The sequence below is a fragment of the Paeniglutamicibacter psychrophenolicus genome, from assembly GCF_017876575.1.
GTDB lineage: Bacteria > Actinomycetota > Actinomycetes > Actinomycetales > Micrococcaceae > Paeniglutamicibacter > Paeniglutamicibacter psychrophenolicus.
Window position 1 is genome coordinate 1,319,738 of the sequence record NZ_JAGIOE010000001.1, and the last position, 16,609, is coordinate 1,336,346.

Genomic DNA, 16,609 nt, shown 5'->3' on the forward strand with positions numbered 1-16,609 from the left:
GCGGACCCGGCGCCGAGTGGTTCGACGGTTCACGCGGGGACAGGAAGGGGTGCTTGCCGCCGAACGATTCCGGGTAGGCCGGGGCGCAGCTGCGCAGCGTGCTGGAATTCATCCGCATGGAGCTGGCTGCGGACAACGTGGAACTGACCCTTCCGCGCGACTCCTATGGCGCCGACTGGCGGCTTACCGCCGCCGAGCCGATTATTGCGAGCCGCGAATCGGAGATTGGTGTGGCGGCCGAGTTGCTCGGTGGGCATGTGCGCAGTATTGCAGGAAAATCGGTACCGGCAGGCGTCTAACCCAGGGCAATTTTGGTCCCCGGTGCTGGATGCTTTGGCATGGGGAATGGAACCCCGCCTGGAACCGAAAAGTGGGCAGAGCGCCCGGAGCGCCTCAGGTGTTCAGCTAATTAGAGGAGTCCGTCACGCACGGAAACTTGCTATTAACTGAACATGCCCGGCCGGGTTGACGTCGAGTCGATGGCCCGGGTCTTGTCAGCCGAGTCGGAAGGACTCGTGTGGGCCAAGGGGTTTCTCCAGGATGCAGCCGGGCGCTGGCATGAAGTCCAGCTGGCCGGCGGCCGCGTGAACGCCAAACATCGGAACTTGTGTGGAGGCGAAAACTTTCTGAAGAAGAAGGTGGTTCAAAGTCCAGCCAGGAACGTGCCGAATCTACAACAGACCGCGAAAAGCGATGGGTCCGAGATCCTCGGTCGACGATCCTTGCTTGATTCCGCGAGGGGAATCGGTGGGTTGCCGCCGGCATCGAGTAACCAACCCGATGTCTTGGTAGGTGGCACCAACGGGCATGGGCCCATCGAAAACGATGGGCCCATGCCGGGAGTTACTCGGATCAACCTGGCAGTTACTTCTCCATGGCCAAAACACTTGGCGCCTGGGCAAACTGCGGAACAACCTCATCGATGAACAGTTGCAGCGAACGCTTCTTTTCCTCGTGGCTGAGGGAGTTGTCGTTCCAGAAGCTGTACTCGGTCACACCCAACGCTTCGTAGCGGCGCAGACGCTCGACAACCTCGGCGGGGGTGCCGATCATCGCCGACTTGTGCAGCGATTCAACAGTGAAATCAGCGCGGCCCTCGAACTTCTCCAGCGGGCTGGGCTCCAGGAAGCCGTTGACAGGCGTGGTCTTGTTGCCGAACCAGGCATCGAAGGTCCGGTAGAACTTCTGGATTCCCTCTGCGGCCGGACGCCAGGCCTCCGGCTCGTCGGCCGAGTGGACGTAGGTGTGGCGCAGAACCATGATGTCAGGGCGTTCGGTGATCTCGGGGTGGTTGGCGATCGCGGTCTCGAACTTCTCGACCAGCGATTCCACCTCTTCATCCCCCTTCATCAGCGGGGTCACCATGACGTGGCAGCCGTTGGCCACGGCGTAGTCGTGGGATTCGGGGCTACGCGCCGCAACCCAGACCGGAACCTTCTTCTGCACCGGCTTGGGCACCGAGGTCGAAGTGGGGAACTGCCATACCTCGCCGTCGTGGGCGTAGTCGCCCTCCCAGAGCTTCTGGATCGCAGGGATGATCTCCTGCATGTGCTGGCCACCATCGGTGGCCGGCAGTCCACCGGCGACACGGTCGAATTCGAACTGGTAGGCGCCTCGGGCCACACCCAGTTCGGCGCGGCCGTTGCTGATGACATCGAGCAGGGCGACCTCGCCGGCAGCCCGAATCGGGTTCCAGAACGGGGCGATGATGGTGCCGGCACCCAGGCGGATGGTGGAGGTCTTGGCCGCGAGGTATGCCAGCTGCGGAAGCGGGTTCGGGGAAACCGTGTACTCCATGGAGTGGTGCTCGCCGATCCACACGGTGTCGAAGCCTCCGGCTTCGGCCATCTGGGTCAGCTCGACCAGGTTCTCCCAGTGCTGCTGGGTGGTGAGCGATTCATCGTAGCGTTCCATGTGGATAAAGAGGGAAAAGCGCATGGTTGCTTCCTTTCGGGCTTAGTTGGTGTTGTTTCGTTCGGCGATCGTCACGTTGGTGCGTGACCAGTGCTCGTGTTCGATCTCGCGGACGATGACCGTGATGTTTTCGGGGGCGGCGTCAACCGTTTGGACTGCTGCATGGTGCAGGGCGTCCATCAGTGCGCGTAGTTGTTCGGGGCTGCGGCCCTTGGCAATGGAGACATCTATCAGTGGCATGGTGCTTGTCCCTTCTAGGAGCGCATGACGAACGGGTCTGCAACGGGGGACTCGTCGGTGTTGATCCACACGCTCTTCAACCTGGTGTATTCGTTCATGGACTCCAGGCCGTGCTCGATGCCGACTCCCGAGTTCTTGAATCCCTGGCGTGGGGACATCGGGGACATGGCTCGGTAGGTGTTGACCCAGATCGTGCCGGCTTCAAGTTTGCGGGCCATGCGGTGTGCACGGGACAGGTTCTGCGTCCAGACACCTGCCGCCAGGCCGTATTCGGTGTCGTTGGCCATGCCGAGCAGCTCGTCCTCGTGCTCGAACGGCATGATCGCGGCGACCGGGCCGAAGATTTCCTCGCGGACCACGCGCATGTCGTTGTTGACGTCGGTGAGCACGGTGGGTGCGTAGTAGTAGCCGGGCAGCTCAAGCCCTTCGGGACGGCAGCCTCCGGCCAGCACGGTGGCACCCTCTTTGGCGCCGAGCTCCACGTAGGAGGACACCTTCTCAAGCTGGCCGGCAAATGCCAGCGGGCCCAATTCGGTGGAGTCGGCCAGCGGGTCGCCGATCACGATCGACCGGGCACGCGCGGTGACCTTCTCCACCAGCTCGTCGTAGACCGACTTGTGGGCGAACACCCGGCTGCCGGCGATGCAGGTCTGTCCCGCCGCCGCGTAGATGCCGGCGATGACACCCATTGCGGCATTTGAAACATTTGCGTCGTCAAAGATGATGTTTGGGCTCTTGCCGCCCAGCTCCAGCGTGCAGCCGATGAAGCGGCTGGCGGCCTGCGAGGCAATGTGCGAGCCGGTGGCCGTTGACCCGGTAAAGGAGATCTTTGCCAGCAGCGGGTGGGCCACCAATGCTGCACCGGCTTCGGCGCCGAATCCGGTGACCACGTTGATGACACCGGCCGGGAACCCGGCCTGGTCGGCAAGCTCGGCCAGCAGCAGCACCGTGCGCGAGGTGTATTCGCTGGGCTTGATCACCACGGTGTTGCCGGCGGCCAGCGCCGGTGCGATCTTGGAGGTGGTCAAGGTCAGGGGCGAGTTCCACGGGGTGATGGCACCGACCACGCCGAGCGGCTCGCGCTGGGTGTAGTTCAGGATCGCCGGGTTCATCGCCGGAATCTGGGCACCCTGGACCTTGTCGGCCAGTCCCGCGTAGTAGTAGAAGTACTCGGGCAGGGCAGCCATCTGGCCGCGCATCTCGCGCAGCAGCTTGCCGTTGTCCAAGGACTCGTCCATCGCCAGCTTCTCGGCGTTCTCGCCGACCAAATCGCCCAGGCGGCGCAGCAGGTGGCCGCGCTGGGTGGCGTTCAGCGAGCTCCAGGCCGAGGAGGTGAAGGCCGAATGGGCGGCCTTGACCGCGAGGTCAACGTCCTGGGCATTGCCGCGGGCCGCTTCGTAGAGTTCCTCGAGCGTCGCGGGGTTGGTGCTGGTGAAATAGCGGTCTTCGCTCGGGGCGACGTATTCGCCGTTGATGAAGTGCTGGTAGCGCTCGGTCATGATGGCATTCCTTCATTTTCACTAAAAAAACTGTTCAACTGTGCCGCCAGGGCCGGGGCATTTTCCACCGGCAACATGTGCCGGGCACCGGGAACGACATGCACCGTGCAATGGGGGATCGCAGCCCCCAGCCGGTGGGACATCTCCGGGGTCGATCCCGGATCCAGCTCACCGGTGATGGCCAGCGTCGGCTGGGTGATCGAGCCGAGTTCCCCGGCGATTTCCCGGTCGCCACGGGCGAAGACCGCGTAGGCGTGCAGGTAGGACTCCAGATCGTTGGCTGCCAGCACCCGCCGGGTATCGGCGATGATGTCGGCCGGAACGGTGCTTTGTTCCTTCGGGTACCAACGCTCAATGGCCTTGTCCACGCCCTCCTCGAAGTGCTCGCCGGCGGTGGCCAGGCGCTGCTCAACGGACGCGGATTCCTCCGCGGTGCGTTGGCAGACCGAATTGACCGCGGTGAGGGTCAGTACGCGTTCGGGGGCGAAGCGGGCGATGTGCTGGGCGACCAGTGCACCGAGTGAGAAACCCACCAGGTGTACGGGCCCGGATTCATCCATCCGTCCCAGCACGTCCCGGGCGAGGCTGGCCAGGTCCTGTGGTTCGCGCAGGGCCGGCTGTTGGCCATGCCCGGGCAGGTCCAGTGCCACGGATACGCGGCCCAGCTGCTGCTGGAGGGGCCGCCACATGGTGTGGTCCAAACCCACACCATGCAGCAGCACCACCGTGGCTTGCTTGGAATTCGTCATCTTCGCCCCCGACTTGCCTACAGTTCGGTGGACAGCGACGCGAGCCGCTGCTGCGGACGTCCCTGGGTGGAACCGGCCAACGCAATGAGGATCTCGCCGGCGTGGGGTGCATCGGCGATCTTCACCTCGATGCTCTGGTGGTGCGAGCGGATGGTCGCGTCGGTGAAGTGCTTGAGCGGGATGTCGAACTGCACGCCGGCCGGGCCGCGCTTCTCAACTGCCGGCAGCAGCGTGGTCGCGTTGGCGGCATCGCGGAAGTGGTTGCCGAACTTCAGGGTGTGGATCAGTGCCGAGCCATGCTCGATCTCCCCGTCCAGTCCCACGATTGCTGCCTTTCCGTAGGCCTCAAGCGGAGCGCCCAACGCTTCGATGACGCGTGGTGCCAGCAGTGCACCCAGATCGGAAGCGACCTTGTCGATGCCCTCGGTCAGGTCCTCAACGAACCCCTGCCCGGCCCACGGGTTGTCGAAGACCGCGGCAACGATGACCACGCGGGCCGCCGGATCCACCTGGCGGCCGCCCTCGGTGTTGGTCTCTTCAATGATGGTGACAAGCTTGCGGTAGTTCACAGTGTGATTCCTTTCAGGATTTCTGACGTGATCGTGCGGTCGGTGGTGCGGTCCCCGATCCGGGCATGTGGTCGTGGACCGGTGGAAGCTGCGGCGATGACCGCAATTTCACCTGCATGCGGGGCATCGGGCACAGTGAGCTCAATGGTTTGGTAGTGGCTGCGGGTAGCAGGGGAGGTCTTGTGCCACATCGGCACACGCAATTGTTCGCCGGCGGTGGCTCGACCATCCACGAAGCAGATGATTGAGGTTCCCTCGAGTGCCTCGCGCAGCAGGTTGCCGAAATACGGGGTGTGGATCAGCGCACCGGCATGTTCCAGCTCGCCATCGAGTCCCACGAGCGCGGCCTTGCCGAAGGCCTCGACCTTCTCGGCTCCACCCAAAGCGTCCAACAAGCGGTCGGAGAGAAGCTTGGCAAGCAGTGGGGCAATGCTTTCAGTTCGCTCGGACAGGTCATGGGAGGTTCCGGTGCCAAGCCATGGGTTGGCGATGACCGCGGTGGCCGTGGCCCGGGTGATCGTGCCGAGCGATTCGTGGGGGACTTCTTCAATGATGGAAGTGATCTTGCGCAGTCCGATCGCCCCAGCGATGTCGGAGTACTCGCCCAGCGTTGAGCGTTGGCTGAGATCGATGGTTTGTGCCGTAGTGGCGAGTGGGCTGTTCATGTACGTTCCTTTGACTATGAGGTCTAAATGCCGAGGCGCTAGTCCGAGTGTCCGGTGTCCTCGGACTCGCGCAGGGCTGCCAAGACTGCGGACTGGCTTGAGGATGCGACGTGGCGGCGCATCACCAGCTCGGCTGCCAGGGGATCCTTGGAGAGGATTGCATCGACGATGGCTTGGTGTTCGTTCACGGAGTTGCGTAGTCGCCCGGGAAGACTCAGCGTCTGGGAGACGATCCGGTGGTAGGCCAGCTGGTTCATCAACAGGTCGTAGTGTTCCGCGAGCTTGAGGTTGTCGGCCCCCGCTACCAACGTGCTGTGGAATTCGTGCACCAGCTGCGAATACCGCTCTGCGTCCCCCCGTTCAACTGCTTCCGTGGCCTGAGCAATGTTCTCCTGTAACAAGAGCAGCTCCGGGACTCGGCCGCGACGAGCCAACAGCCCGGCAGCCAGCCCTTCAAAGGCTTCCTTGAGTTGGAACATCTCGTGGATTTCTCGCTGCGTTGGTTTGCGAACGAAGGTTCCGACGCGGGCCCGGACTTCGACAAGCCCCTCACGCTCAAGCTGCTTGAGGGCTTCGCGGATCGGTGTGCGGCTGACCTCGAATTCCTGGGCCAAAGCGGTTTCGGCCAGCATGTTCCCGGGCTGCACCGTCCCGGTGACAATCATTTGACGCAGCCGGGTGAGTAGTGGCGGTTCGTTCGAATCCTGGCTGGGCTTTGGTTCCAGTGATGTGGTCTCTTGCATACAAGAACAATATCCCCGACTGCTGTTGTATGCAAGTGATTCCCTTGAAACCCCTGAATCATAGAAGAAAAATCGGAAGCCTGTTGACTCAGTCACATCAACTGCTACGATTCTTGCATGCAACATATTCAAGATTCTCAGATTCAGCTCACCAAGGACGCACTGACTGCCGCATGGGAGGCAGCGTGGGATCGCGGCGAAGTTGACGCGCTGGACGCCGTGCTGCACCCGGACTACCGCCGGGAGAGCACCCAGTCCAGCCACGTATCGAGCGCGCAGGATCTGAAGCAGGAAATCCTCGATGTGCGTGCAGCGTTCCCGGACCTGACCACCCAGATCGACAACATCCTGTTCGACTCGGAGACGGGAACCGCGGGCATCTTCTGGCGCACCACCGGAACCTTCACCAACGATCTGCAGGGCGTGCCCGCCACGGGCAGCACCGTTGAGACCCGCGGGTCCAACTTGCTGACGTTCCAGGGCGACAAGATCATGACCGAAAAGGTCACCTGGGACCAGAGTGAGCTGCTTGCGGATGTCGGCGTTCCCTCGCTGCGCTCGGCATTTGAAACCCCCGAGGACGCCGTGGTCGATGACCTGAGCGGCATTCCCGGACTAGATGAACTCAAGGGCTTCAACCGCCAGTTCATCACCGGTGTCACCGTGGTCACCACCATCGATGACGCCGGAAAGCCACGCGGTCTGGCCGCGAATTCCTACGTGTCGATTTCCCTGGAACCGCCCCTGGTGCTGGTCTGCGTGCAGAAGACCACCAGCACGTACTCCCCGCTGTTCAAGTCCACCCACCTGGGTATCAACATCATGAGCAACGAGCAGCGCGACACCCTGGGCGTCTTCGCATCCAAGGGCGATGACAAGTTCGCCAACATCCAGTGGCATGAGGGACCGAACGGCAGCCCGCTGATCGACGGTTCCGCGGCCTCGATCGAAGCCGAGATCAAGGAACGCTTCCAGGCCAAGACCCACACGGTCTTCATCGCCAAGGTCAAGCACTCCGAGGTCGCCGAGCTCGCCCCCATGGTCTACAAGGCCGGCCGCTTCTTTGACGGGGCAGAGCTCACCGAGCTTTAGTCCGTTCCCTCCCAACTCCGAGAACACGAAGTGCGAGAGTCATGAACACCAACACCGAAGATCAGCAGAGTTCCATACCGTTGGACGAATCGGCACCCCACGTCGGGAATCGACGCAGGGTCGGCGATGCCGCCGAAGCACGCGACCTGTATAAGAAGCTGCATGCCCCCGGCAGCGTGCTCTTTATCTCCCTGGCATTAGTTGCCGTATTCGTTCTTTGGGCGGCACTTGCACCGGAGCAGCTCAATCAGTGGATGTCCAGTGCCTCGGCGTGGTCCGCCGAATACATCGGCTGGTCCTACCTGCTAGTGACCGGTTCCTGTATTCTGCTGCTCCTGTTCCTGGCTTTCAGTCGCTACGGCGGGATCCGCCTCGGGAAGGACGGCGACCGCCCGGAGTTCAGCAACTGGGCTTGGATCGCCATGATCCTGGGCACCGTCATGGGTATCGGCCTGATCAGCTACGGCGCTGCTGAGCCCATGTCGCACTTCATGTCGCCGCCCCATGGCCGGGCGGAAGCCGGAACCATTGACGCGGCGGTAGTTGCGCTGCAATTCTCCTACTTCGACTGGGGGCCCAACGCCTGGGCCTTGTTCGGGGTGTTCGGCTTGGCAATTGCCTACTCGACCCACCGCCGCGGCAACTCCGGTCTGGTCTCGGCGATGCTGCGTCCGGTCCTGGGCAGGACCATGGACGGCTGGCTGGGCAAGGCCATTGACATCTTTACCGTTTTGGCCACCCTGTTCGGCACCACCACCTCACTGGGGCTGGGCGCCTCGCAAATTGCCGAGGGAATGAACCGGGTCCTGGGCCTGCCCACCGACCTGTTCGTCAAGATCGTCATCATCGCCGGCATCACGGTGATTTTCACCCTCTCCGCGCTCTCGGGCATCGGCAAAGGAATCAAATGGCTGAGCCAGGGAACCATGATCGGCGCGGCAATCATCGGCATCTTCGTGCTTTTCTCCGGGCCCACCGGATTCATCACGAACATCTACTTCCGTTCCATGGGACAGTTTCTTGGCGAGTTCCCGGCCGTGGCGCTACTGACACCCTCCAATGGGGAAGACCTGCAGTGGATGCAGTGGTGGACTTACTTCATGATGGCCTGGTGGCTGAGCTGGGGTGCCTTCGTGGGCATTTTCCTGGCCCGCATTTCCAAGGGCCGCACGGTAAGAGGATTCGTGGCCGCGGTGCTTGGCATCCCGACGCTGGTCTTCAGTGTGTGGTTCAGCATCTTCGGCGGCACCGCTATCCACCAGGAAATGAACCTGGACACCGGGATCGGTGAAGTCACGCTGGAGGACACCAACACGACCTTCTTCGCGCTGCTCGCCGAACTGCCGTTCGAGGGCATCACCTCTGTGCTCACGATCATCATGGTGATCTTGTTCTTCATCACCGGCGCGGATTCGAATACTTATGTCCTGGGGACGCTGACCTCCGGGGGGAACATGTATCCCAAGCGCCCGGTGCTGACCGTATGGGGCTTGCTCACCGGGGCCTGCGCAATCGTACTGATGTTGGTTGGTGGCCTGCAGGCACTACAACAGGCGGCGATCCTCTCGGCGGTACCGTTCACGGTGATCGTCGCCCTGCTGGGCTACGCACTGGTCAAGGAATTGAAGTCCGATTCCCGGCTGCACGTGACCGAGTAACCGAGCACCGAAACAGGCACAAGTCGCGGGTCGCCAGGCCCGCAAGCAGGACGAGGCCCCCGCGGCCGCGACCGGCCCAGGAGTTCTTGGGGTACACCGCTGGCCGACACAACACGCAGCAGTGGTTGGGTTCACCCGTTCGAACGACAACTACGCAAACACTCGAGAAAAGGACAGTCCAATGTCGCTACACGACGAGACAACGCCTGCCTATGGCACGTCGTTGACTAAGGCAGAACCGTTTGCCACGGAGCAAATCCCGGATTCCGAACGCCATGGCCACCCGCGCAGCCAGTTCACCCTGTGGTTTGCAGCGAACATGGTGCTGGCTGTAATGGTTTCCGGGTTCTTCTCCTCGCTGTTTGGCCTTTCGGTGATCCAGGGACTGACCGCAGTAGCCGCCGGAACCCTGTTGGGCGTTCTGGTCATGGGCCTTCTGGCGGGTATCGGCACCAAGCTGGGAGTGCCCCAGCAGGTCCAGGGCCGCGGTCCGATGGGCTTCTACGGCAACTTCCTGCCGATCACCGTGCTCACCATTGTCTCGGCCATTGGCTGGACTGCTGTCAACACCGTATTCGCGGTCATTGCGCTGCAGATGCTCATCGATGTGCCGTTCTTCTTGGCGGCAATCTCGATTTTCGCCGTACAGTCGGTATTCGCGATCTGGGGCCACAACCTGGTGCACCTGGTCAACAAGATCGCCACCGTGGTGTTGACCATCCTGTTCGTGGTCATCTCGATCCTGTCCCTGCGCGAGGCAGACTTCAGCCTCGGGGTGGACACCAGTGCGCCGTTGTACATGGGAAGCTTCGCTGGCTGGGTTACCTTCGCCGGGTTCTTCTTCGCCTACGTGATGACCTGGACCCCGTTCGCCTCCGACTTCTCGCGCTACCTGCCGCGCAACACCTCGCACGCCAAGGTGGTCGGTTACACCGCCGGAGGCAGCTTCATTGCCATGGTCTGGCTTGGCAGCATTGGCGTAGTGGTCTCCAGTTTTGCCGGGGAGCTTGACGCGATCCCGGCCCTGGCGCAATTGACCGGTAGCTGGGCCCCGATCGCCATGCTCACCGTGGTGCTCTCCACCCTGCCGGTCAGTGCCATGAACCTGTATGGAGGATCCCTGTCGCTGCTGACCATTAAAGTGCCGGTCAGCCGCATCGCAGGCGTGATCATCGTGGCTGCACTCAGCCTGGGCATGACCCTGCTGATGCAGACCAACCCGTACGGCGGCTTCTACGACTTCCTCTCCGTCCTTGCCTACCTGGTGGTCCCGTTCAGCGTGGTGCTGCTCCTCGACTACTACCTGCGCATGCGCAAGGACATCGCGGGGTCCGTCGCTGACTTGTTCAACACCGGTCGGCGCATCAACTGGGGCTTCTTTGCCTGGATCTTCGGATGCTTGGTCTCCGCATTGTTCTGGAACACGACCATGTTCACCGGGCCGTTTGCCTCGCTCGCCAACACCTTTGGCGATTTGGGCTTCCTGACCGGCGCGGTTGCCTCCGCGGTTGCCTACCTGGTCCTGTACAAGAAGCCGGTACCGTCGGGAATGCGCATGGCGGATCGGCCAGGCATCATCGAACTGCGGGACAACCTGGAAAAAGGAGTAAGCAAATCATGAAGCCCCAAGACCAGGCCACCGTGCGCGAAGGCAAGGCGCTGGTACTGATCGACATGCAGCGCATCTTCCAGGAACCGGAAAGCCAGTGGTTCGTCTCGAACTACCAAGACGTGGAGCAAAACGTCGGCAAGCTCCGGGACGCCTTTGACAACGTCATCTGGACGCGCTTCGTGCGAGACCCCCAGGAGTCCGGCGCATGGTCCGACTACTACGGCAGGTGGGACCAGTGCCGTGAGGAACCCGCATCCGCACGCTGGGACATCACGCTCCCGGTCCAGGAAAACGAAAAGGTCCTCTCGCTTCCGACATTCAGCAAATGGGGCGAAGAGCTGGCCCGGATGACCGATGGATACCAGCACCTGGTGGTGGCCGGGGTGGCCACGGACTGCTGCGTGCTTTCCACGGTGCTCGGAGCCGTCGACGCAGGGAAGCATGTAACAGTGGTTTCCGACGCCTGCGGCGGGGCCACGCCCCGCGCCCACGAGCAAGCACTGGAACTGATGGAACTGCTCTCGCCCATGGTGAAGGTTCAAACAACCGGGAGCCTGCGCGGCGAGGCCATCGAGTCACCCTGACATTGGCGCGGTGAAAGCTGCGGCATCACGGATCCGGACTTGCGTCCACGGTGCAGGTGAACCAGTCCCGGAAAACAGAAAGGTCCCCGGAACCGAGAATGATCTCGGTTCCGGGGACCTTTCTGCGTATGCAGCTACTTTGTCAGGTGGTCAACCAGCTTCGAGGCGATGCCGTTGTACGAACCCGGGGTCAGTGCCAGCAGGCGTGCCTCGGCCTCGGCAGACAGACCCAGCGAGGAGACGAACTCCTGCATGCGGGCGGCGTCCACGCGCTGGCCGCGGGTCAGGTCCTTGAGGCGCTCGTACGGGTTTTCCATGCCCTCGACACCGGCGATGGACTCGGCGCGCATGACCATCTGGATGGCCTCGCCGAGCACCTCCCAGTTGTGGTCGAGGTCGTCCGCAAGCACATCTTCGGCAACGTCCAGGCGGTCAAGGCCCTTGGCGACGTTGGAGATCGCCAGCAGCGAGTGGCCGAAGGCGGTGCCGATGTTGCGCTGCGAGGAGGAGTCGGTGAGGTCGCGCTGCCAGCGGCTGGTCACCAGGGTTGCACCCAGGGTGTCGAGCAGGCCGTTGGAGATTTCCAGGTTCGCCTCGGCGTTTTCGAAGCGGATCGGGTTGACCTTGTGCGGCATGGTCGAGGAACCGGTGGCACCTGCAACCGGGATCTGCGCGAAGTAGCCGATGGAGATGTAGCTCCACACGTCGGTGCACAGGTTGTGCAGCACGCGGTTGAAGCGTGCCATGTCCGCATACAGCTCTGCCTGCCAGTCGTGGGATTCGATCTGGGTGGTCAGCGGGTTCCAGGTCAGGCCCAGGCCCTCGACGAAGGTGCGCGAGACTTCCTGCCAGTCGGCGGACGGGACCGAGGCGTAGTGGGCGGCGTAGGTGCCGGTGGCGCCGTTGATCTTGCCCAGGAACTCGGTCTTCTCGATGCGGTCCAGCTGGCGGGTCAGGCGCCAGGCCAGCACGGCCATTTCCTTGCCCAGGGTGGTGGGGGTCGCCGGCTGGCCGTGGGTGCGCGAGAGCATCGGCACGTCGCGGGATTCTTCTGCCATGGCGGTGATCTGGGCGACCAGGGTGCGTGCGGCCGGCAGCCACACGTTCATGACCGCATCTTTGACGCCCAGGGCGTAGGAGAGGTTGTTGATGTCCTCGGAGGTGCAGCCGAAGTGCACCAGCGCGGTGAGGTTCGCGATGCCGATGCCCTCGAGGCGGCGGCCGATGTAGTACTCCACTGCCTTCACGTCGTGGACCGTGACGGCCTCGATCTCAGCCAGTTCTGCCACGGAGGCGGCGTTGAAGTCGGTGACGATCTTGCGCAGCGCGGAGCGCTGGGCCTCGGTGAGCGGGGAGGTGCCCGGCAGCACGGAGTTGTCGGTCAGGTGGATCAGCCATTCGACTTCCACGTGGACGCGGTCGCGGTTCAAGGCCGCTTCGGAGAGGTGGTCAACCAGCGGGGCCACTGCTGCACGGTAACGACCGTCCAGGGCACCAAGGGCGAGGGGTTCGGATGCAAGTGAAATGCGCGCGGAATCAGCCATGGTGCCCATTCTTTCATGATTCATCAGCCCAGCGCCCGGGACGTGACGCCGAGCACGTCGCATACGGGTCGAATTCGGATTTGGGTGGTTATCCACATGTTGCGGCCATCCGTCCTCCGGCGGCCCGAAGTGGTGTCAGCGTTGAACCCAACAAACATGACCGGGCCACCGGTACGAAGACGGAAAGGGTGCGGCAGAAAAATGCTCGAAGCAATTGCCGATGAAATGCTCATGCGGGTGGTCGCAACCCAGGCCGCGGTGTATCGGGCCCGCGAACAACTCGAACAGGTGCTGCGCCTGGAATGGGAATCCCCGGCCGGACGGGCGTTCAGGGACCGGGCTGCCGAACTGGCAGCCAAGGTCGGCGACCTGGACACCCGGCTGGAATCGGCCCGCGGTGAAATCTGGTCCGCCCGGGCAGACCTGGCCGAACTCGAATCCGCGATCCTGTCCACCATGGGTACCCTGGGTCCGATCATGACACCCGGCGGGTTGCCGCGCGGGCTGCTTGGCGGGTACTAGGGCACGGATCAAGGAGGCGAAGCGACCATGGGATATGAAGTGCATGGAGGACCGGGATCCATCCGGTTCTCCCTGACCGAACTCGAACGAACCACCTCGATGCTCACCCGGACCGGGACCGAACTGCTCGAAGGCGCTTCCTTCCTAGTTCGGTTCCCGCAAATCCCTGCGGCCATGTTGGCGCTGGGCACGATGATGTTGCGGGCCCGGGTCATCGGCGCCGTGCAGTCCCTGGCCGAAGCCGCCGGTTCGTGCACCGCGCGGGCAGCAGAGGCGGGGGTGTTGGCATTGTCAGTGGCGACCGCTCGAAGCACCTACGAACAGGCCGAATCCGCGGCGCAGCGCGGCATGAACGAGGCGCGCGGAAGCCTGCTGCCCTTGACTGTGATGCAGGACCTGGCCAACAACAAGGGCAGGCCACGTACCCAAACCACCGAGGACCTGATCAACGAGCTGCCAAGCTTCCTGGGGTTTCCCTTCGGGTTCTTGCGCGACACCGAGCACGGGGGAGTGTTCCAGGCCCCGCTGGCCGATCGGCTCTACCCACAGCTCACCGATTTCCTGCGCAGCCAGAACCTCATGCACCTGGGCCCCATCAAGGTCCGTGGACAGGGGCCCGACCGCGTCATGCAATTCGACGGGACCATCGAAACCCTGGTTGAGCTGCAGAAGCTGGCGGAGCGGGAACCCCCGGGCAGCCTGCTGGTCACCCGATTCGAGGGCAACGACGGACCGGTCTATGTCATGACGATCCCGGGCACGCAATCCGATCCGCTGAAAAACATCAACGAGAAATTCAGCCGCATCCGGGGCACTGAATCGGTGCCGGAGCTGGGCAACCCCTGGGACGGCACGGGGATTGTCGAGGGGATGGGCAACGACTCGAAGAACCTCATCCCGTCCATCGAGGAGGCATTGCGGCAATCGGGTGCCAACGACGGGGACCGCGTGGTGGTCACCGGGTACAGCCAGGGCGGGATCCACGCGGTAAACATCGTCAACGACGAGCACCTCAACCAACTGTTCGACTTCGAGTACCTGGCGACCTTCGGTTCCCCGACGGGACAGGTCCCGGTTCCCGAGGACACCCACGCGCTGCACCTGGAGGACAGGAACGACTTGGTTCCGGGGACCGACGGGAGCAGGAACCCCGAAGAGCGCAACAGGTTGACGATCGTCTTCGACGGACCCGACGGATCCATCGAGTTGGGCAACGACGGGTTCGGCGAGGCCCACAAGCTGGAGAACTACGAATCGCATGCCAAGGAATTGCGCGGCTCCCAGGATCCCGGCGTCATCGAGTCCCTGGGCCTGCTGGGAACCCTGTTCGGGCAATCCCGGCGCGGGAAAGTGCGCTCCCTCCAACTCGGGCGCCAACCCCGGCCGGAAATGAAGCCGCCGAAGAAGGACAAGAAGCTTGAGCGCCTTTCCAGAATCACCCCGGGACACTAGGGGGTGAAATTCCAGGTGGCTCTAGTTGTCTGACCGGCAGCGCATCAGCGCTTGGCCGGGGCGATCCAGCCCATCAGGGCCGAAACGATTGAAATGATCACCGAACCGATGATGGCATCCCAAAAGAACTTGTCGACATGCAGCCCCATGGGCAGGTACTGGGTCAACCAGGAGGTCAGCATCAACATTCCGGCGTTGATGACCAATGTGAACAGGCCAAGGGTCAAGCAGGTGATGGGCATCGACAGCAGGCTCACGATCGGCTTCACCACCGCATTGACCAGTCCAAAGACCAAGCCCACCACCAGGTACGCCAGGACCACGCCCAACGTGGCATCGGTGGACGATGCGGTGGTGACGGTGATGCCGGGCACGACCCACGCGGCAGCGGCAAGGGCCAGCGCGTTGATCACCACGCGAAAGATAAACGCAATCATGGACCCAATACTGGCACACCGCATCCCGGCCTCGCGGCAGTGAAACAGACTTCCCAGAAGCTTGGCAGGAACGGTGCGACACATGGGCTTCGGACGTGAAGCAGCAGATAGGGTGTAAGGCATGACCACCGAAAATCCTGCACCCCTCGATCCGGTCCAGCCCCGCACCATTATTGGTCGGATGCCCAAGTATGCTGCAGGCAAGCCGCCGCGTGAGGTGACGGGCCTGAGCGCCTTCAAGCTCTCCTCGAACGAGAATCCACTGCCGCCGATCCCCGAGGTCATGGACGCGATCCGTGCCCAGCTCGAGATCAACAGGTATCCCGATCCACTCTCGACCAAGCTGCGCAATGCCCTGTCGGAATTTCTGTCGGTCCCGGCCGACGACATCGTCACCGGCGCCGGCTCCCTCGGAGCGCTGACCCAGATCCTGGCAACCTTTGCCGGCCAGGACGACGACGGCGTGCAGGACGAAGTGGTCTTTGCCTGGCGCTCCTTCGAGGCCTACCCGATCGTGGTGGAAACCGCCGGGGCCCTGCCGGTGCAGGTTCCCCTGCTGGCAGATGGCCGCCACGACCTGGACGCCATGGCCGCAGCCGTCAACGAGAACACATCGGTGATCCTGCTCTGCACACCGAACAACCCCACCGGCCCGGCACTGCGCACCGAGGAGGTCGAAGCGTTCATCGCCAAGGTTCCTTCAAACGTGTTGATCGTCATCGACGAGGCCTACCAGGAATTTGTGCGCGACCCGCAGGCCGTCAACGGGATCGACACCTACCGCAAGCACTCCAATGTGATGGTGTTGCGGACATTCTCCAAGGCCCACAGCCTGGCCAACCTCCGTGTGGGATATTCGGTCTCGCACCCCGAGATCACCAATCACATCAGGGTCGTCGCCACCCCGTTCGCTGTCTCCTCGGTGGCCGAGGATGCGGCGGTTGCCTCCCTGGCCCACTTCGACAAGGTTGTGGAAAGGGTACAAAAGGTCGTTGACGAACGAACCCGCGTTGTTGCCGGCCTGCGGGAGCTTGGATGGCAGATTCCTGACGCCGACGGCAACTTCGTCTGGCTGCAACTGGGTGCCAATACCGCCGAATTTGCCGAGCTGGCCTCGGAACACGCGTTGGCGGTGCGTGCCTTCGGCAACGAGGGGGTCCGCGTGAGCATCGGGGAGGTTGAGGCCAATACCCGGTTCCTCGAGCTTTGTCGGAACTATCCAAAAGCCCCGACACTTTCCTAGGGGTGGATAAGTCGTGGTTTGCGGCAATCCACCGCTAGGCTAGAACAGACAATCCCGCTATATGCCCCATGGGGAATGTATTCCGT

17 protein-coding genes are annotated in these 16,609 nt (G+C 62.7%); 8 read left to right on the top strand and 9 right to left on the bottom strand.

The features are described from left to right. The first annotated feature begins 98 nt into the window (after positions 1 to 98). On the top strand, positions 99 to 299 hold the full coding sequence (locus JOF46_RS05790) for a hypothetical protein (protein ID WP_209906447.1): 201 nt from the start codon (positions 99 to 101) through the stop codon (positions 297 to 299). A gap of 565 nt (positions 300 to 864) precedes the next feature. On the opposite strand, the gene JOF46_RS05795 is transcribed toward JOF46_RS05790, so the two are convergent. The 7 genes from JOF46_RS05795 to JOF46_RS05825 are packed head-to-tail and all read right to left on the bottom strand — an operon-like array spanning position 865 to position 6,379. Continuing rightward, a complete protein-coding gene (locus tag JOF46_RS05795) occupies positions 865 to 1,938 on the bottom strand; it encodes an LLM class flavin-dependent oxidoreductase (protein ID WP_209906448.1) in 1,074 nt (357 codons plus the stop codon). Positions 1,939 to 1,956: 18 nt separating this feature from the next. Further along, positions 1,957 to 2,223: a tautomerase family protein gene (locus tag JOF46_RS05800; protein WP_425355034.1), complete on the bottom strand. Its 267-nt coding sequence runs from the start codon at positions 2,221 to 2,223 to the stop codon at positions 1,957 to 1,959. Beyond that, positions 2,169 to 3,653, bottom strand: a complete 1,485-nt coding sequence (locus JOF46_RS05805) for an aldehyde dehydrogenase (RefSeq protein WP_209906449.1) — start codon at positions 3,651 to 3,653, stop codon at positions 2,169 to 2,171. The genes JOF46_RS05800 and JOF46_RS05805 overlap by 55 nt, the downstream gene beginning before the upstream one ends. Continuing rightward, positions 3,650 to 4,402, bottom strand: a complete 753-nt coding sequence (locus JOF46_RS05810; RefSeq protein WP_209906450.1) for an alpha/beta fold hydrolase — start codon at positions 4,400 to 4,402, stop codon at positions 3,650 to 3,652. Before JOF46_RS05810 ends, JOF46_RS05805 begins: the two co-directional genes overlap by 4 nt. A gap of 17 nt (positions 4,403 to 4,419) precedes the next feature. Beyond that, a complete protein-coding gene (locus JOF46_RS05815) occupies positions 4,420 to 4,971 on the bottom strand; it encodes an amino acid synthesis family protein (RefSeq protein ID WP_209906451.1) in 552 nt (183 codons plus the stop codon). Beyond that, a complete protein-coding gene (locus JOF46_RS05820) occupies positions 4,968 to 5,636 on the bottom strand; it encodes an amino acid synthesis family protein (RefSeq protein WP_209906452.1) in 669 nt (222 codons plus the stop codon). The genes JOF46_RS05815 and JOF46_RS05820 overlap by 4 nt, the downstream gene beginning before the upstream one ends. Positions 5,637 to 5,674: 38 nt before the next feature. Further along, the gene (locus tag JOF46_RS05825) at positions 5,675 to 6,379 is read right to left on the bottom strand and encodes a GntR family transcriptional regulator (protein ID WP_209906453.1); all 705 of its coding nucleotides are present in this window, start codon (positions 6,377 to 6,379) and stop codon (positions 5,675 to 5,677) included. 117 nt (positions 6,380 to 6,496) lie between these two features. Between JOF46_RS05825 and JOF46_RS05830 the strand changes: the two genes are divergently transcribed. The 4 genes from JOF46_RS05830 to JOF46_RS05845 all read left to right on the top strand — a co-directional run bounded on the left by JOF46_RS05830 (position 6,497) and on the right by JOF46_RS05845 (position 11,325). After that, positions 6,497 to 7,471: a flavin reductase gene (locus JOF46_RS05830; RefSeq protein WP_209906454.1), complete on the top strand. Its 975-nt coding sequence runs from the start codon at positions 6,497 to 6,499 to the stop codon at positions 7,469 to 7,471. A 41-nt stretch (positions 7,472 to 7,512) separates the two neighbouring features. Continuing rightward, a complete protein-coding gene (locus JOF46_RS05835) occupies positions 7,513 to 9,129 on the top strand; it encodes a BCCT family transporter (RefSeq protein WP_209906455.1) in 1,617 nt (538 codons plus the stop codon). 223 nt (positions 9,130 to 9,352) lie between these two features. Continuing rightward, complete coding sequence (locus JOF46_RS05840) at positions 9,353 to 10,750, top strand: purine-cytosine permease family protein (RefSeq protein WP_209906456.1); 1,398 nt, start codon at positions 9,353 to 9,355, stop codon at positions 10,748 to 10,750. Continuing rightward, on the top strand, positions 10,747 to 11,325 hold the full coding sequence (locus tag JOF46_RS05845; RefSeq protein WP_209906457.1) for a cysteine hydrolase family protein: 579 nt from the start codon (positions 10,747 to 10,749) through the stop codon (positions 11,323 to 11,325). The genes JOF46_RS05840 and JOF46_RS05845 overlap by 4 nt, the downstream gene beginning before the upstream one ends. Positions 11,326 to 11,459: 134 nt before the next feature. Here the strand turns inward: JOF46_RS05845 and purB are convergent, their stop codons facing one another. Continuing rightward, the gene (gene purB, locus JOF46_RS05850; RefSeq protein WP_209906458.1) at positions 11,460 to 12,869 is read right to left on the bottom strand and encodes an adenylosuccinate lyase; all 1,410 of its coding nucleotides are present in this window, start codon (positions 12,867 to 12,869) and stop codon (positions 11,460 to 11,462) included. Positions 12,870 to 13,070: 201 nt separating this feature from the next. Here purB and JOF46_RS05855 point away from each other — a divergent pair, with 201 nt between their 5' ends. Together JOF46_RS05855 and JOF46_RS05860 are read left to right on the top strand one after the other, a co-directional pair. Then, positions 13,071 to 13,391 (top strand): hypothetical protein, encoded by a 321-nt coding sequence (locus JOF46_RS05855; protein ID WP_209906459.1) that lies wholly within the window; start codon positions 13,071 to 13,073, stop codon positions 13,389 to 13,391. A 27-nt stretch (positions 13,392 to 13,418) separates the two neighbouring features. Beyond that, on the top strand, positions 13,419 to 14,843 hold the full coding sequence (locus JOF46_RS05860; protein ID WP_209906460.1) for a hypothetical protein: 1,425 nt from the start codon (positions 13,419 to 13,421) through the stop codon (positions 14,841 to 14,843). Between the two features lie 44 nt (positions 14,844 to 14,887). Here JOF46_RS05860 and JOF46_RS05865 read toward each other — a convergent pair whose 3' ends face one another. Continuing rightward, a complete protein-coding gene (locus tag JOF46_RS05865; RefSeq protein ID WP_209906461.1) occupies positions 14,888 to 15,280 on the bottom strand; it encodes a phage holin family protein in 393 nt (130 codons plus the stop codon). A 121-nt stretch (positions 15,281 to 15,401) separates the two neighbouring features. Between JOF46_RS05865 and JOF46_RS05870 the strand changes: the two genes are divergently transcribed. After that, complete coding sequence (locus JOF46_RS05870; RefSeq protein WP_209906462.1) at positions 15,402 to 16,523, top strand: histidinol-phosphate transaminase; 1,122 nt, start codon at positions 15,402 to 15,404, stop codon at positions 16,521 to 16,523. Positions 16,524 to 16,609 lie beyond the last annotated feature (86 nt).

Coding starts and splice junctions, on each gene's coding strand:
- JOF46_RS05795 (WP_209906448.1), bottom strand. CDS start 1,938: ATGCGCTTTTCCCTCTTTATCCACATGGAACGCTACGATGAATCGCTC.
- JOF46_RS05805 (WP_209906449.1), bottom strand. CDS start 3,653: ATGACCGAGCGCTACCAGCACTTCATCAACGGCGAATACGTCGCCCCG.
- JOF46_RS05810 (WP_209906450.1), bottom strand. CDS start 4,402: ATGACGAATTCCAAGCAAGCCACGGTGGTGCTGCTGCATGGTGTGGGT.
- JOF46_RS05820 (WP_209906452.1), bottom strand. CDS start 5,636: ATGAACAGCCCACTCGCCACTACGGCACAAACCATCGATCTCAGCCAA.
- JOF46_RS05825 (WP_209906453.1), bottom strand. CDS start 6,379: ATGCAAGAGACCACATCACTGGAACCAAAGCCCAGCCAGGATTCGAAC.
- JOF46_RS05830 (WP_209906454.1), top strand. CDS start 6,497: ATGCAACATATTCAAGATTCTCAGATTCAGCTCACCAAGGACGCACTG.
- JOF46_RS05835 (WP_209906455.1), top strand. CDS start 7,513: ATGAACACCAACACCGAAGATCAGCAGAGTTCCATACCGTTGGACGAA.
- JOF46_RS05845 (WP_209906457.1), top strand. CDS start 10,747: ATGAAGCCCCAAGACCAGGCCACCGTGCGCGAAGGCAAGGCGCTGGTA.
- purB (WP_209906458.1), bottom strand. CDS start 12,869: ATGGCTGATTCCGCGCGCATTTCACTTGCATCCGAACCCCTCGCCCTT.
- JOF46_RS05855 (WP_209906459.1), top strand. CDS start 13,071: ATGCTCGAAGCAATTGCCGATGAAATGCTCATGCGGGTGGTCGCAACC.
- JOF46_RS05860 (WP_209906460.1), top strand. CDS start 13,419: ATGGGATATGAAGTGCATGGAGGACCGGGATCCATCCGGTTCTCCCTG.
- JOF46_RS05865 (WP_209906461.1), bottom strand. CDS start 15,280: ATGATTGCGTTTATCTTTCGCGTGGTGATCAACGCGCTGGCCCTTGCC.
- JOF46_RS05870 (WP_209906462.1), top strand. CDS start 15,402: ATGACCACCGAAAATCCTGCACCCCTCGATCCGGTCCAGCCCCGCACC.